This window comes from Streptomyces sp. NPDC018263 (assembly GCF_055562575.1).
In genome coordinates, this window is sequence record NZ_JBVHFA010000001.1 from 315083 (window position 1) to 328352 (window position 13270).

Below are 13270 nucleotides of genomic sequence, written 5' to 3' on the forward strand. Positions count from 1 at the left end.
TTCCTTACGTCACTTGGCGGGAGAGGCCGGGGTGTCGTCGCCGAGGAGCTTGCCGTCCGAGGTCTCGAACTGCTTCTTGAACTCCGCGATCGCGTCACCGATGGCCTGCAGGGTGTCGTCCGACATCTTGCCGCCCTCCCGGATGGAGGTCATCAGGCCCTGGTGGCTGCGGTGCAGGAACTCCAGCAGCTCCTTGTCGAAGCGGCGGACGTCGTCGACCGGCACGTCGTCCATGCGGCCCGTACCACCGGCCCAGATCGAGACGACCTGGTCCTCGGTGGACATCGGCTGGTACTGGTTCTGCTTCAGCAGCTCGGTCATGCGCTGACCGCGATCGAGCTGGTTCTTGGACGCCTGGTCCAGGTCGGAACCGAAGGCGGCGAACGCCTCCAGCTCACGGAACTGGGCGAGGTCCACGCGCAGTCGGCCGGAGACCTGCTTCATCGCCTTGTGCTGGGCGGAACCACCGACTCGGGAGACGGAGATACCGACGTTCAGCGCGGGGCGCTGACCGGCGTTGAAGAGGTCCGACTCCAGGAAGCACTGGCCGTCGGTGATGGAGATGACGTTGGTCGGGATGAACGCCGAGACGTCGTTGGCCTTCGTCTCGACGATCGGCAGACCGGTCATCGAGCCGGCGCCCAGGTCGTCGGAGAGCTTCGCGCAGCGCTCCAGCAGACGGGAGTGCAGGTAGAAGACGTCACCGGGGTAGGCCTCGCGGCCCGGCGGACGGCGCAGCAGCAGGGACACGGCGCGGTAGGCGTCGGCCTGCTTCGACAGGTCGTCGAAGACGATCAGGACGTGCTTGCCCTGGTACATCCAGTGCTGACCGATGGCGGAACCGGTGTACGGCGCCAGGTACTTGAAGCCGGCCGGGTCGGACGCCGGGGCGGCGACGATGGTCGTGTACTCCAGCGCGCCGTTCTCCTCCAGCGCGCGGCGCACGCCGGCGATGGTGGAGCCCTTCTGGCCGATGGCGACGTAGATGCAGCGGACCTGCTTGTTCGGGTCGCCGGTGCGCCAGTTGTCGCGCTGGTTGATGATCGTGTCGACGGCCAGGGCGGTCTTGCCGGTCTGGCGGTCACCGATGATGAGCTGGCGCTGGCCGCGGCCGATCGGGGTCATGGCGTCGACCGCCATGTAGCCCGTCTCCATCGGCTCGTGCACCGACTGGCGCTGCATGACCGTGGGGGCCTGCAGTTCGAGGGCGCGGCGGCCGTCGGTCTCGACCTCGCCGAGGCCGTCGATCGGCTGGCCCAGCGGGTCGACGACACGGCCGAGGTAGCCGTCGCCGACGGCGACCGAGAGGACCTCTCCGGTGCGGTGCACCGGCTGGCCCTCCTCGATGCCGCTGTACTCGCCGAGAACGATGGCACCGATCTCGCGCTCCTCGAGGTTGAGGGCGAGGCCGAGGGTGCCGTCCTCGAACTTCAGCAGCTCGTTGGCCATGGCCGAGGGAAGGCCCTCGACCTTCGCGACGCCGTCGCCGGCGACGGTGACCGTACCGACCTCCTCGCGCGAGGCCGCGTCCGGCTTGTACGACTGGACGAAGTTCTCCAGTGCGTCCCGGATCTCCTCCGGCCGGATCGTGAGCTCCGCCATCTGGGTTCCCTGCTCTCCTTGTTGGGCCCGAAGTTTCACTTTGGGGGGATGTCTGGACTCCGGACTCCCCCCTGAACGAGGTGAATCCTCTGCACGGCCCAACCAGGGCCGTAAGTACGTCTTTGCGTTTGTGGTGCTAGCTCGCCATGCGGCGGGCGGCGTCGTCCAGCCGGTCCGCCAGGGAGCCGTTGATGACCTCGTCACCGACCTGAACCCGGATACCGCCGATCACCTCGGGGTCCACGTCCAGGTTGAGGTGCATCCGGCGGCCGTAGAGCTTGGCCAGGGCGTCACCCAGGCGACGCTTCTGGGCCTCGCTCAGCGGAACCGCCGAGGTGACGGTCGCCACCAGCCGGTCCCGGCGCTCGGCGGCCAGCTTGGACAGGGACTCGAGTCCCGCTTCCAGGCTACGTCCACGCGGCGCGGTGACCAGTCGGGTGACCAGACGCTCGGTGACGGGCTTGGCCCGTCCGCCCAGCAGCCGGTGCACCAGCTCGGCCTTGGCCGCGGTGGACGCCGACCGGTCGGTCAGCGCGGCGCGCAGGGCCGGGTCGGAGGCGACGATCCGGCCGAACCGGAACAGCTCGTCCTCGACGTCGTCCAGCGTGCCGGACTTCTCCGCGGCGGTGAGGTCGGCGATGTCCGCCAGCTCCTCCAGCGCGTCCACCAGGTCGCGGGACTGCGACCAGCGGGCCCGGGCGAGACCGGCCACCAGGTCGGCGGTCGGACCGCTCACCTGGCCGCCGATCAGGCGCTGCACCAGCTCGGCCTTGGCCTCGGCGGGCTGCGCCGGGTCGGTGAGGACCCGGCGCAGGCCGGCCTCGCGGTCGAGCAGCGCGGTGACGGCCGCCAGCTCGTCGGCGAGCTGCGCGGCGTCCACGGACGTGGAGTCCGTCAGCGCGTCGAGACGCTCCCGTGCGGCTGCCAGGGCCTCGCGGCTCGATCCGTTCATCGCGTGGCCTCGGCCTTCTCGTCGAGCTCGTCGAGGAAGCGGTCGATCACACGGCTCTGCCGGGCGTGGTCCTCGAGGGACTCACCGACGAGCTTGCCGGCCAGTTCGGTGGCGAGCTTGCCGACGTCCTGGCGGAGCGAGGCCGAAGCGGCCTTGCGGTCGGCCGCGATCTGGGCGTGACCGGCGGCGACGATCTCCTCGCGCTGACGCTGGCCCTCGGCCCGCATCTCCGCGATGAGCGTCGCACCCTGCTCCTGAGCCTCCTGGCGAAGCCGGGCGGCCTCGTGACGAGCCTCGGCGAGCTGGGCCTTGTACTGCTCGAGGACGCTCTGAGCCTCGGTCTGCGCGGCCTCGGCCTTCTCGATCCCGCCCTCGATCGCTTCGCGGCGCTCCTCCAGAACCTTGTTGATGTTCGGGAGGAGCTTCCAGGCGAGGAAGCCGAAGACGATGACAAAGGCGATCAGGCCGATGACGAGCTCTGGGATCGGCGGGATGAGGGGGTTCTCGGCCTCCTCAGCCGCCAGCATTACCAGGGGGCTCATATCAGTGCCTTTCGTCTAGCTAAAGGGCGTCGGTCGGATCAGGCGCTCGGGTAGACGAACGGCATGACCAGACCGATCAGGGCGAGCGCCTCACAGAAGGCGAAGCCGAGGATCTGGTTGGCGCGGATCAGGCCGGCCGCCTCGGGCTGGCGGGCGAGCGCCTGGGTGCCGTTACCGAAGATGATGCCGACGCCGACGCCCGGGCCGATGGCGGCGAGGCCGTAACCGATGGAGCCGAGGTTGCCCTTGATCTCGACGCCGGCGGCAAGGGTCTGGAGAGCGGACATGCCGGTTCTTCCTTCTCTTTCAAGGACCGGTGGGGGATGGCCACCGGATGTCTGGATGGGTGAGGCGCAGGTGCTCAGTGGTGCTCGGCGAGCGCGCCCTGGATGAAGCTGCACGTGAGGAGCACGAAGACGTACGCCTGAACAGCCTGGATGAAGAGCTCGAAGGCGGTCATCACGAGGACCATGACGAACGAGACACCGGAGTAGGCGATGCCGATGCCGTTCAGCATGTACCAGCTTGCGATCGTGAAGAGCAGCAGCAGCGTGTGACCGGCGAACATGTTGGCGAACAGTCGCACAGCGTGCGTGAACGGCCGGACCAGCAGGTTCGAGAACAGTTCGATCGTCATCGACAGCGGGAGCACCGCGCCGAGCGACTTGTCGTAACCGGTGAAGTTCTTGAAGGCGCCGACGAAGCCCTGGCGCTTGAAGGTCAGACCGACCCACAGGACGTACACGATCGCGGCCAGGACCGCCGGGTACGAGATGATCGCCGTCACCGGGAACTGGGCGACCGGGATGATCGACCAGAGGTTCATCATCCACACGAAGAAGAACAGCGAGACGACCAGAGGTACGTACTTCTCGCCTTCCTTCTTTCCGATCGTCTCGTAGACGACGCCGCGCCGGATGAAGTCGTAGCCGGACTCGGCGATCATCTGGAGCTTGCCCGGGACGACCTTCGGGCGGGCGAAGGCGGCCCAGAAGAAGGCCACGATGACGATGGAACCGAGCAGCGCCAGCAGCATCGTCTTGTTGAAGTACAGGTTGCTGTCCGCGTCGCCCCAGAGCGGCTTGAACAGGAACGAGTGCAGGCCCGGAGCCGGGAAGCCGCACCCGGAGAACAGGTGACAGCTCGTGTCGAAAGCGAGCGTCTGCGTCGGATCAGCACTCACCGCGGGCTCCTTCATCGTGGCGCATGGGTACGGCAACCTCGTTGTGTCGGCGCGGCGTACGGCCGCGGTTCGGCACGGGACTGGTGTTACGGATGTGGGGGCGGCTGGGGGGCATCTAGCCTCGCAGTGGAACAGGCGTCAGCTCGGATGCCCGCGCCCGCGATGCCGCAGTTGGCACCGGACGATAGCAGGATCTCCTCCGCGCCTTTATCCCGGCCCTACCCCTCACGACGAACGGTCCGTCTTCTGGGACTTGTCAGCCTTCGACTCGTCCTTCGACGAAGCATCGGGATCGACGTAGAGGATCTTGGCCCTCATGTGGGCGCGCGCCTGGGCGGCGATCCACGTGAGGGTGGCCACCACCAGAACGACGGCGAAGGCACGGGGGCTGAACAGGGTGGTGTTCTTGAACAGGCCCACGAAGATGACCAGCAGCAGGAGTTGGGCCGCGTAGAGCAGCAGACCCATCATCTGGAAGAGCTGCGGGAAGGACCTGGCGGTGCGCTGCAGGACGTAAAGACCGATCCCCATGAAGAGGATGACGATCAGTGTGCCCACGACGGCCCCGATCGCACCCTTGCCGCCGGCGACCACACCGCTGACGACGGCGGCGATCGCGCCGACGGCAGCCGTGGGCACGGCGGCCTGGGCAAGCATCCGGACGTCATTGGACGGCATGGCGGCAACTCCGCTTTCACAGGGGGCAGGTGTCGTCATGGACGAGCGTAGTCCCGGACCGAGTACGGAAACTCTTACGCCGTCGGACCGTCGCGTGACGGTCTCGGGCTCTGTCCTGGGTTCTCGTGAACCGTATCACAAACTATTTGATGAGGTCTTTACCTGGGGGTGCATCTGTTGTCACACATGAGAGTGACAACGCGCACAGGTGCAAGAACCGGGTGGGCTTGTCTGGTATTAGGGCGCTTTGCTCCCCCACGACTTGGCAATGCTCTAGTCAGATTCTTACCTTGCGGTTCTTGGTGGAGCGCGTACGAGCGCCGATCGCGGTCGCTCCGTTGACGCCCGGCACCGCCGCCGCGGCGGCCGGCTCGGGGGTTGCCCCGGTGAGGTCCGTCATGGCCGCTTCGCCGGACTCGTCGTCGCCGTTCCCGCCGCTCTCACCGTCTTCCGACGGTTCCGGATACCGGCGGTACCGCGGCGGTACGAACCGCTGGGCCCAGCGGGGGGCGTGCGGGGTGAAGCGCGGCAGGAGCAGCATGACCAGGCCGATGGCGCTGAGGAAGACGACGCCGAGCACGATCCACATCGAGGCCGAGTTGACCGAGTAGGCGAGCACGCCGAAGCCGATGAGGGCCGACCAGAAGTACATGATGAGCACCGCCCGGCTGTGCGAGTGCCCGATCTCCAGCAGCCGGTGGTGCAGATGCCCGCGGTCGGCCGCGAACGGCGACTGGCCGCGCCAGGTGCGCCGGACGATGGCCAGCACGAGGTCGGCGGCCGGGATGGCGATGATCGACAGCGGCAGCAGCAGCGGGATGTACGCGGGCACCATCTGGTGCACGGTGCTGCGCTCGGAACCGGAGAACAGGTTCAGCCGGTCCGGGTCGATCTGGCCGGTGACCGAGATGGCGCTGCCGGCCAGCACCAGGCCGATCAGCATCGAGCCGGAGTCGCCCATGAAGATGCGCGCCGGATGCATGTTGTGCGGCAGGAAGCCCAGGCACATGCCCATCAGGATGGCCGCGAACAGCGTCGCCGGGGCGGCCGCCTCGATGCCGTAGCCGTACCAGATGCGGTAGGCGTACATGAAGAACGCGGCGGTGGCGATGCAGACCATGCCGGCGGCGAGACCGTCGAGGCCGTCGACGAAGTTGACCGCGTTGATGGTGATGACGACCAGGGCGACGGTCAGCAGGGTGCCCTGCCACTGGGTGACCGCGACCAGGCCCACACCGGGCACCGGCAGCCACAGGATGGTCAGACCCTGCACCACCATCACACCGGCGGCGATCATCTGGCCGCCCAGCTTGATCAGGGCGTCGATCTCGAACTTGTCGTCCAGCACGCCGATCAGCCAGATCAGCGCGGCCCCGGACAGCAGGGCACGGGGCTCGTTGGACTTGGCGAAGACCTCGTTCAGGTTCTCCAGGTGGTCCGCGACGAGCAGGCCCGCGCACAGTCCGAAGAACATGGCGATACCGCCGAGCCGCGGAGTGGGCTCCCGGTGCACGTCCCGTGCCCGGATCTCCGGCATCGCTCCCGCCACGATCGCGAACTTCCGTACCGGCCCTGTCAGCAGGTACGTCACCGCGGCCGTGATGAGTAGCGTCAGCAGGTATTCACGCACGGGCATCCCCACAGATCTCGCTGGCCATCACAGCCCCACACCCTAGCGAGGGACACGTACGGTCAAGGACCGGCGGGGGACGGGGATGGTTCCGCCGGGGGCGTTCCGTACCCGTATGGCACCCCTTCTGCTCCCCTTCTCCTCCCGGTTCTCACTCCGGGTACGGCGGGAAGTCGGCGGTCAGCTCGCGTACCTCGGCCCGTGCGGCGGCCGGGTCTTGGGCGCCGCTCACCACGCCGACCAGCAGCGCGGCGATCCGGGCCATGGCCGGCTCCCCCATGCCCTGGGTGGTGACGGCGGCGGTGCCGAGCCGGAGCGCCCTTCCGCCGGTGTGCGCAAGCGCACAGCAGTCCAGCACCAGTCCGGCGGCCGCGAGCCGGCCGCGCGCGGTGCGGCCGTCCATGCCGAGCGGGGTGGGGTCGGCCACGATGAGGGCGGTGTCGGTGCCGCCGGTCGCGACCGTGAACCCGGCGTCCGCCAGGTGCCCGGCGAGGGCGTGCGCGTTGGCGACCGTCTGGTGGGCGTAGGCCGCGAAGGCGGGGGTGGCCGCCTCGCCGAACGCGACGGCCTTGGCGGCGACGCTGTTCATCTGGGCGCCGCCCTGGGTGAAGGGGAAGACGGCCCGGTCGACCCGCTGGGCCAGCTCGGCCCCGCAGAGGATGAGCCCGCCGCGCGGCCCGCGCAGCGTCTTGTGCGTGGTGGCGCACACCAGGTCCGCGTACGGCACCGGATCGGGCGCCGCTCCCCCGGCGACCAGCCCGGCGGAGTGCGTGAGGGACACGATGAGATACGCCCCGACCTCGTCGGCGACCTCGCGGAAGAAGGCGTGGTCGAAGTGGCGGGGGTAGGCGATGGACCCGCACACGATCGCCTTGGGCCGGTGCTCGTGGGCCAGCCGGCGCACCTCGTCGTGGTCGACCAGGCCCGTCTCGGGATCCAGGCCGTAGCCGACGAAGTCGAACCAGCGGCCCGAGAAGTTCGCGGGCGAGCCGTGGGTGAGATGGCCGCCGTCGTCCAGGCCGAGAGCGAGGACGGTGTCACCGGGGCGCAGCACGGCGGCGTAGGCGGCCAGCATGGCCGAGGAGCCGGTGTGGGGCTGCACGTTGGCGTGCTCGGCCCCGAAGAGCGCCCTGGCCCGCTCCACGGCGATGCGCTCGGCGGTGTCGGCCAGCGCGCAGCCCCCGTGGTACCGGGAGCCGGGGTAGCCCTCGGCGTACTTGTTGGCCAGCGGGGAGCCGAGGGTGGCGAGCACGGCGGGCGAGGCGAAGTTCTCGGCCGCGGTGAGCTGGAGGGTCGTCGACTGCCGGTCCAGCTCCCCGCGCAGGATCTCGGCCAGCTCCGGGTCCTGCCGGCTCAAGTTGTCCGCTTCCAGCACGGGTGTGACCGACATGACGGGCTCCGGGCGGTCGACGGTGACGTGGGGCGAGGCCCCAGGTCTCCAATGTAGGCCGTGCCGGGGACGGCCGCTCGGCCGCCGGAGGAGTCCTGCCGCCGGAGCCCGGCGCGCGTCACATACGGGCGGGCACGCCCGTCAGCGCGGTGACGACCGGGTCGAGAGCGTCGCGTATCTCGTCGCCGATGGAACGGAAGAAGGGCAGCGGGGCCCCGTAGGGGTCGTACACCTCGTCCGCCTCGGCGGTGGGGGCGAGCAGCCAGCCGCGCAGCGCGGCGGCCGCGCGGACCAGGGCGCGGGCGCGCAGCACCACGCCGTCCTCCAGGGGCGGCAGGGTGGCCGGGTCTATCGCGCGGACCAGGCGGGTGAACTCCTTCAGCGTGAAGGTGCGCAGGCCGGCCGAGTGGCCCATGGAGATGACCTGGGCGCGGTGGTCGCGGGTGGCGGTCAGCACCAGGTCGGCCATGATGACGTGCTCGTCCAGCAGCTCCCGCCCGGTGAACCCGGCCGCGTCCGCGCCGAACTCGGAGAGCACGGTCTCCGCGTTCTCCTCCATCCGGGCACCCTCGTGGCCCCAGGTGCCGGCGCTCTCCACGATCAGGCCGCCGCCGAGCACACCCAGCCGTTCCGCCACGAAATGCCGGGTCAGCCGCTCGGTGATGGGTGAGCGGCAGACGTTGCCGGTGCTGACGTGGAGGATGCGGAAGGTGTCGCGCGGGAACCCGAACGTCGTGGTCTGCTCCGCCGGGCGGTCCGCGCCGCCTATGCCGCGCATGGGGTGACCCCCTGCCCGGCCTGCTCCTCGGGGACGTACCGGTCGGGGGCCGTCAATTCGCCACCTCGAGGTCGGGTACGACCTTGCGCAGCTCCTCCGGGGAGATGGCGCCCTGGCGCAGCAGTACGGGCACCGGGCCGGAGACGTCCACGATGGACGAGGGCACGTTGCCCGGGGTCGGGCCGCCGTCGAGGTAGACGGAGACGGAGTCGCCGAGCATGCGCTGGGCGTCGTCGCAGGTCTCCGGGGCGGGGTGGCCGGTGAGGTTGCCGGAGGAGACGGCCATCGGGCCGACCTCGGTGAGCAGCTCGATGGCCACCGGGTGCAGCGGCATGCGCACGGCGACCGTGCCGCGGGTGTCGCCGAGGTCCCACTGAAGAGACGGCTGGTGCCGGGCGACCAGGGTGAGCGCGCCGGGCCAGAAGGCGTCGACGAGTTCCCAGGCCAGCTCGGAGAAGTCGGTGACCAGGCCGTGCAGGGTGTTCGGGGAGCCGATGAGCACGGGGGTGGGCATGTTGCGGCCCCGGCCCTTGGCGGCGAGCAGGTCGGCGACGGCTTCCGAGGAGAAGGCGTCGGCGCCGATGCCGTAGACCGTGTCGGTCGGCAGCACCACCAGTTCGCCCCGCCGCACGGCGGCTGCCGCCTCGCGCAGGCCCGTCACGCGGTCGGTGGCGTCGTTGGTGTCGTATCGCCGTGCCATGTCTAGCGGGCCTCCTCGTACACGTAACTCTGGAAGTGGTTCTGCGCGGTGGTCACAGCGTCGCCTTGCGGGCCGTGGCGAACCGGGGGCGGTTGTTGAGGTCGGGGTGGTCGGCCGCGTCGGCCCAGCCCCGCTCCTCGGTGAAGATCCACGGCACCTGGCCGCCCTGGGTGTCGGCGTGCTCGATGACGACGACGCCGCCGGGGCGCAGCAGCCGGTGCGCGGTGCGCTCGATGCCCCGGATCAGGTCGAGCCCGTCCTCGCCGGAGAACAGGGCCAGCTCGGGGTCGTAGTCGCGGGCCTCGGGCGCGACGTACTCCCACTCGGTGAGCGGGATGTACGGCGGGTTGGAGATGACCAGGTCGACCTGGCCGTCCAGGTCCGGGAAGGCGGTCAGGGCGTCACCCTGGCGCAGGTCGACGCGGGAGCCCTCGACGTTCTTGCGGGTCCACCGCAGCGCGTCCTCGGACAGCTCGACGGCGTGCACCCGTGAGCGCGGCACCTCCTGGGCGAGGGCCAGCGCGATGGCGCCGGAGCCGGTGCACAGGTCGACGATGCTGGGCTCGACGACGTCCATGGCGCGTACCGCGTCTATCGCCCAGCCGACCACCGACTCGGTCTCCGGCCGGGGCACGAAGACGCCCGGGCCCACCTGGAGCTCCAGATAGCGGAAGTAGGCCCGCCCGGTGATGTGCTGGAGCGGCTCGCGCTGCTCGCGGCGGGCGATGACCTCCCAGTACCGGGCGTCGAAGTCGGAGTCCTTCACGGTGTGCAGGGCGCCGCGCTTGACGGCGTGCACGAAGGCGGCCAGCTCCTCGGCGTCGGTGCGCGGGGAGGGCACTCCGGCGTCGGCCAGCCGCTGGGTGGCCTGGGCCACCTCCGCGAGCAGCACGCTGCGGGGGCTCGGGGGTCGCCCCCCGAAGTCTTGCTGCACGCTTCTCCTCCGGTCCTCGTGCGTGGTCCTGCCGGGTGTTCTCAGGCGCTCGCGAGCTTCGCCGCCGAGTCGGCGTCGACGCACGCCTGGATCAGCGCGCTCAGCTCACCGTCGAGCACCTGGTCCAAGTTGTACGCCTTGAAGCCCACGCGGTGGTCGGAGATGCGGTTCTCCGGGAAGTTGTACGTGCGGATCTTCTCGGAGCGGTCCACGGTGCGGACCTGGCTGCGGCGGGCGTCGGCGGCCTCCGCCTCGGCCTTCTCCTGGGCGGCGGCGAGCAGCCGGGAGCGCAGGATGCGCAGGGCCTGCTCCTTGTTCTGGAGCTGGCTCTTCTCGTTCTGGCAGGAGGCGACCACACCGGTGGGCAGGTGGGTGATGCGCACGGCGGAGTCGGTGGTGTTGACCGACTGGCCGCCGGGGCCGGAGGACCGGTACACGTCGATCCGCAGGTCGCTGGGGTTGATCTCGACATCCACCTCCTCGGCCTCGGGTGTGACGAGGACACCGGCGGCGGAGGTGTGGATGCGGCCCTGGGACTCGGTGGCGGGCACACGCTGCACGCGGTGCACCCCGCCCTCGTACTTCAGGCGGGCCCACACGCCCTGACCGGGCTCGGTCTGGCCCCGGGACTTCACCGCGACCTGGACGTCCTTGTAGCCGCCCAGCTCGGACTCGGTGGCGTCGATGATCTCGGTCTTCCAGCCGACCCGCTCGGCGTAGCGCAGGTACATGCGCAGGAGGTCACCGGCGAACAGGGCGGACTCGTCGCCGCCGGCGCCGGCCTTGATCTCCAGGATGACGTCCTTGTCGTCGCTCGGGTCGCGCGGGACCAGCAGCAGGCGGAGCTTGTCGGTCAGCTCCTCGCGCTGCTTCTCCAGGTCCTTGACCTCGGCGGCGAAGTCGGGGTCGTCGGCCCCCAGCTCACGGGCGGTCTCGATGTCGTCCCCGGACTGCTTCCAGGAGCGGAAGGTGGCCACGATCGGGGACAGCTCGGCATAGCGCTTGTTCAGCTTGCGCGCGTTCGCCTGGTCGGCGTGGACCGACGGGTCGGCGAGCTTGCGCTCCAGATCGGCGTGCTCGGCGACGAGTTCCTCGACTGCCTCGAACATCTTTCGGCTCCTGTACTGCGGGTGAAGGGCTGGCGGGCGACCAAAAACGCCGGTCCGTGGTCGCGCCCCTCGCGGGGCGCGACCGTGGACCGGCGGTTCGGGGCTCGCTACTTCTTGGAGCCGGAAGCCTTGCCGAAGCGGGCCTCGAAGCGGGCCACGCGGCCACCGGTGTCGAGGATCTTCTGCTTACCCGTGTAGAACGGGTGGCACTCGGAGCAGACCTCGGCACGGATGGTGCCGGAGTCGATGGTGCTCCGGGTGGTGAACGAGGCGCCACAGGTGCAGCTCACCTGGGTCTCGACGTACTCGGGGTGGATGTCGCGCTTCAAGGTGTCTCCTAGGTTCCGGGAGGGCGCCGGGTCGCCACCGCGGGAATGCGGGTGCGTGAACCGGAGCCGACGTACCAGTCTGCCAGGACTGGCGCCATCCCCCAAAACCGGGGGTGGGGCTGTTCTATTCCCCGGGTGTGACGACGCCCTTGGCGCCGCCGGTGGCAGAGCCCGCGGTCGCGGAGTCCGGCACCGGCCGGTCGTTCTTCAGCGCCGTCCAGACCTGCTGGGCCTTGGACCGCTCCAGCAGCACCCGGTTGGGGTCGGCCGGGTCGTACTGCACGGGCATGGTGACCATGTGCATCCCGGAGGCGCTGATGCCCTTGAGGCCGCCGGCGAAGTCCGCGAGGGAGTTGACCGAGCCGAGGTCGGAGTCGGTGGTGACGGTCCGGGTCGCGGTGTCGGCGAGGTCGTACAGCTTCTTGGGGTTGCTCAGCACGCCGACCTGCTTGGTCTGGGCGATCAGGGCCTTCACGAACGCCTGCTGGAGCTGGATGCGGCCGAGGTCGGAGCCGTCGCCGACGCCGTGCCGGGTGCGCACCAGGCCGAGCGCCTGCGCGCCGTCGAGGGTGTGCGTGCCGGCCGTCAGGTCCAGGTGGCTGTCCGGGTCCTTGATGGCGCGGGTGGTGGTGACACGTACGCCGCCGAGGTCGTCGACCAGGCGCTGGAAGCCCGCGAAGTCGACCTCCAGGTAGTGGTCCATGCGGATGCCGCTGAGCGACTCGACGGTTCTGACCGCGCAGGGCGCGCCGCCGGTGGCGTAGGCCGAGTTGAACATGACGTTCCTCGCCGCCGGGTACGTGTGGCCCTTGCTGTCGGCGCAGGCGGGGCGGTCGATGAGGGTGTCGCGCGGGATGGACACCACGGACGCCTTCTTGTGGCCCTTGTGGATGTGGACGATCATCGCGGTGTCGGAGCGGGCGCCGCTGTCGGCCGCTCCCCCGCCGATCTTCCGGTTGGCCCCGTCACGGGTGTCGGAGCCGAGGACCAGGATGTTCTGGGAGCCGTTGTCGACCTTGGCGGGCCGGTCGCGGCCGAGCATCTGGTTGATGTCGATGCTGTGGATGTTGCCGTTCAGCTTGAAGTAGACGTACCCGGCCCCGGCACCCGCCAGCACGACCACGCCCGCGGCCGTCCATGCCGTGGCGAGCAGGGCCTTGCGGCCCGTGCTGCGGGGCTTGCGGCGGCGCCCCTTGCCCCGGCGGCGGGGGCCGTTTCCGGTCTCCGGTATGCCGGGCTCCGGCGTGCTCTGGGTGGACACTGCGCTCCTAGGTCTCGTCCGTTCGGTTACCCCCTGCGTTCAGGGTCGGGAGCGGTCATCACCGCTCCATCGTCGCTCCACCTGGTCGGACAGGGAAACTCGGGACAGGCTCGCACAAAGCGCTGCGCCGCCTGGTGGGGCGATGGTCACCTTCCGTGATCGGGAGGCCGGACCGTCTCCCC

Annotated in this window: 14 protein-coding genes; all 14 read right to left on the bottom strand. The window is 69.9% G+C overall.

The window, feature by feature from the left end:
• Nucleotides 1-9: 9 nt before the first annotated feature.
• On the bottom strand, nucleotides 10-1602 hold the full coding sequence (gene atpA, locus ACZ3HQ_RS01415) for a F0F1 ATP synthase subunit alpha (protein WP_467507012.1): 1593 nt from the start codon (nucleotides 1600-1602) through the stop codon (nucleotides 10-12).
• Nucleotides 1603-1738: 136 nt separating this feature from the next.
• Nucleotides 1739-2554: a F0F1 ATP synthase subunit delta gene (locus tag ACZ3HQ_RS01420; RefSeq protein ID WP_467507013.1), complete on the bottom strand. Its 816-nt coding sequence runs from the start codon at nucleotides 2552-2554 to the stop codon at nucleotides 1739-1741.
• Nucleotides 2551-3096 carry a F0F1 ATP synthase subunit B gene (locus ACZ3HQ_RS01425; protein WP_030815957.1) on the bottom strand — a complete coding sequence of 182 codons (546 nt, stop codon included), beginning with the start codon at nucleotides 3094-3096 and terminating at the stop codon, nucleotides 2551-2553. The genes ACZ3HQ_RS01420 and ACZ3HQ_RS01425 overlap by 4 nt, the downstream gene beginning before the upstream one ends.
• Nucleotides 3097-3134: 38 nt before the next feature.
• A complete protein-coding gene (locus tag ACZ3HQ_RS01430) occupies nucleotides 3135-3383 on the bottom strand; it encodes an ATP synthase subunit c family protein (protein WP_010357477.1) in 249 nt (82 codons plus the stop codon).
• Between the two features lie 74 nt (nucleotides 3384-3457).
• Nucleotides 3458-4294 carry a F0F1 ATP synthase subunit A gene (gene atpB / locus ACZ3HQ_RS01435; protein WP_467507015.1) on the bottom strand — a complete coding sequence of 279 codons (837 nt, stop codon included), beginning with the start codon at nucleotides 4292-4294 and terminating at the stop codon, nucleotides 3458-3460.
• A gap of 210 nt (nucleotides 4295-4504) precedes the next feature.
• Nucleotides 4505-4957, bottom strand: a complete 453-nt coding sequence (locus ACZ3HQ_RS01440) for a hypothetical protein (protein ID WP_467507017.1) — start codon at nucleotides 4955-4957, stop codon at nucleotides 4505-4507.
• Between the two features lie 277 nt (nucleotides 4958-5234).
• Nucleotides 5235-6587 carry an MraY family glycosyltransferase gene (locus tag ACZ3HQ_RS01445; RefSeq protein ID WP_467507952.1) on the bottom strand — a complete coding sequence of 451 codons (1353 nt, stop codon included), beginning with the start codon at nucleotides 6585-6587 and terminating at the stop codon, nucleotides 5235-5237.
• Nucleotides 6588-6738: 151 nt separating this feature from the next.
• The gene (locus ACZ3HQ_RS01450) at nucleotides 6739-7977 is read right to left on the bottom strand and encodes a serine hydroxymethyltransferase (RefSeq protein ID WP_467507019.1); all 1239 of its coding nucleotides are present in this window, start codon (nucleotides 7975-7977) and stop codon (nucleotides 6739-6741) included.
• A 118-nt stretch (nucleotides 7978-8095) separates the two neighbouring features.
• A complete protein-coding gene (locus tag ACZ3HQ_RS01455; protein WP_030815947.1) occupies nucleotides 8096-8755 on the bottom strand; it encodes an arsenate reductase/protein-tyrosine-phosphatase family protein in 660 nt (219 codons plus the stop codon).
• Between the two features lie 52 nt (nucleotides 8756-8807).
• On the bottom strand, nucleotides 8808-9455 hold the full coding sequence (locus ACZ3HQ_RS01460; RefSeq protein ID WP_030815943.1) for an L-threonylcarbamoyladenylate synthase: 648 nt from the start codon (nucleotides 9453-9455) through the stop codon (nucleotides 8808-8810).
• A 52-nt stretch (nucleotides 9456-9507) separates the two neighbouring features.
• Entirely contained in the window at nucleotides 9508-10347 is an 840-nt protein-coding gene (prmC, locus tag ACZ3HQ_RS01465; RefSeq protein ID WP_130333005.1) for a peptide chain release factor N(5)-glutamine methyltransferase, read from the bottom strand.
• Between the two features lie 83 nt (nucleotides 10348-10430).
• Nucleotides 10431-11498 carry a peptide chain release factor 1 gene (gene prfA / locus ACZ3HQ_RS01470; protein ID WP_467507020.1) on the bottom strand — a complete coding sequence of 356 codons (1068 nt, stop codon included), beginning with the start codon at nucleotides 11496-11498 and terminating at the stop codon, nucleotides 10431-10433.
• 107 nt (nucleotides 11499-11605) lie between these two features.
• Entirely contained in the window at nucleotides 11606-11827 is a 222-nt protein-coding gene (rpmE, locus tag ACZ3HQ_RS01475) for a 50S ribosomal protein L31 (RefSeq protein ID WP_388995447.1), read from the bottom strand.
• Between the two features lie 124 nt (nucleotides 11828-11951).
• Nucleotides 11952-13088 (bottom strand): LCP family protein, encoded by a 1137-nt coding sequence (locus tag ACZ3HQ_RS01480; RefSeq protein WP_467507022.1) that lies wholly within the window; start codon nucleotides 13086-13088, stop codon nucleotides 11952-11954.
• Nucleotides 13089-13270: the final 182 nt, after the last annotated feature.

Coding starts and splice junctions, on each gene's coding strand:
- atpA (WP_467507012.1), bottom strand. CDS start 1,602: ATGGCGGAGCTCACGATCCGGCCGGAGGAGATCCGGGACGCACTGGAG.
- ACZ3HQ_RS01420 (WP_467507013.1), bottom strand. CDS start 2,554: ATGAACGGATCGAGCCGCGAGGCCCTGGCAGCCGCACGGGAGCGTCTC.
- ACZ3HQ_RS01425 (WP_030815957.1), bottom strand. CDS start 3,096: ATGAGCCCCCTGGTAATGCTGGCGGCTGAGGAGGCCGAGAACCCCCTC.
- ACZ3HQ_RS01430 (WP_010357477.1), bottom strand. CDS start 3,383: ATGTCCGCTCTCCAGACCCTTGCCGCCGGCGTCGAGATCAAGGGCAAC.
- atpB (WP_467507015.1), bottom strand. CDS start 4,294: ATGAAGGAGCCCGCGGTGAGTGCTGATCCGACGCAGACGCTCGCTTTC.
- ACZ3HQ_RS01440 (WP_467507017.1), bottom strand. CDS start 4,957: ATGCCGTCCAATGACGTCCGGATGCTTGCCCAGGCCGCCGTGCCCACG.
- ACZ3HQ_RS01450 (WP_467507019.1), bottom strand. CDS start 7,977: ATGTCGGTCACACCCGTGCTGGAAGCGGACAACTTGAGCCGGCAGGAC.
- ACZ3HQ_RS01455 (WP_030815947.1), bottom strand. CDS start 8,755: ATGCGCGGCATAGGCGGCGCGGACCGCCCGGCGGAGCAGACCACGACG.
- ACZ3HQ_RS01460 (WP_030815943.1), bottom strand. CDS start 9,455: ATGGCACGGCGATACGACACCAACGACGCCACCGACCGCGTGACGGGC.
- prfA (WP_467507020.1), bottom strand. CDS start 11,498: ATGTTCGAGGCAGTCGAGGAACTCGTCGCCGAGCACGCCGATCTGGAG.